Source organism: bacterium (assembly GCA_024224155.1).
GTDB lineage: Bacteria > Acidobacteriota > Thermoanaerobaculia > Multivoradales > JAHEKO01 > CALZIK01.
Window position 1 is genome coordinate 1 of the sequence record JAAENP010000121.1, and the last position, 896, is coordinate 896.

An 896-nucleotide genomic window follows, 5' to 3' on the forward strand; every position below is an offset into this window, starting at 1 on the left:
CAATCCTTGTCCCGAAGTTACGGATCCATCTTGCCGACTTCCCTTACCTACATTCGGCTAGACCCAGAGGCTGTTCACCTTGGAGACCTGATGCGGAGTTCGGTACGCACCGGCACGGGAGAGTCTTGCGCCGTTCGCCCGGGTTTTCACGGTCCGCCCGCCTCCCGAGAGACCCCGCAGAATCCACGGGGCTCTGGCGTTTTCACGACGCGCCCGTGTCCCTGCCTCCGCGCGGAGCGATTCGTGGGATCGGTGGGGCGTCAGCCAGAACAGATAACTCTGCCTTTCGAGCGACGGTCGGCTTCCCCGGGTCTCGTCGCCTCGCGGCGCGCGACCTTTCGGTCGCAAGGCACGTGGACGTGCCTCCCCCCGCCGCTCGGAAGAGGCGGGGAGAGCGACCCGTGACCGGGTTCCCGAATCGCTACGGGATCCCCTCTCGCCTGTGGTTCGCGCGGCGTCAATCAAAAGTTTCCGCCGTCGTCGCGAGCCCCGGAGTTCTCCTTCGGCTTAGGACCGACTCACCCATGTGCAAAGGCTGTTCACACGGAACCCTTCCCCTCGTCAATTCTCCAGGTTCCCGCTCGAGCACCCGCTACTACCACCAAGATCTGCACCGACGTCGGCTCCGGGCGGGCTCACGCCCAGACCCTTCCGCGCACAACGCCGCGACCTTCCTACTCTCCGAGACCTGAGCTCGTTCGTCCGACAAGCGGACCGTCGTCGCCTCGGAGGCGGGGTATAGGCCCGATACTCGAGCGCCATCCATTTTCAGAGCCACTCGCTTCGGCAGGAGAGTCGTTACACACTCCTACGCGGATGCCGACTTCCATGGCCACCGTCCCGCTGTCTCTAGCGAGCAACGCCTTTCCTGGTATCGGATCGGTATCGAGTTGGGC

1 rRNA gene is annotated in these 896 nt (G+C 64.3%); it reads right to left on the minus strand.

Features of this window, described 5'->3' with window-relative positions:
- A 23S ribosomal RNA gene (locus tag GY769_06845) occupies positions 1-107 on the minus strand; the annotation flags it as partial.
- Between the last annotated feature and the right edge of the window lie 789 nt (positions 108-896).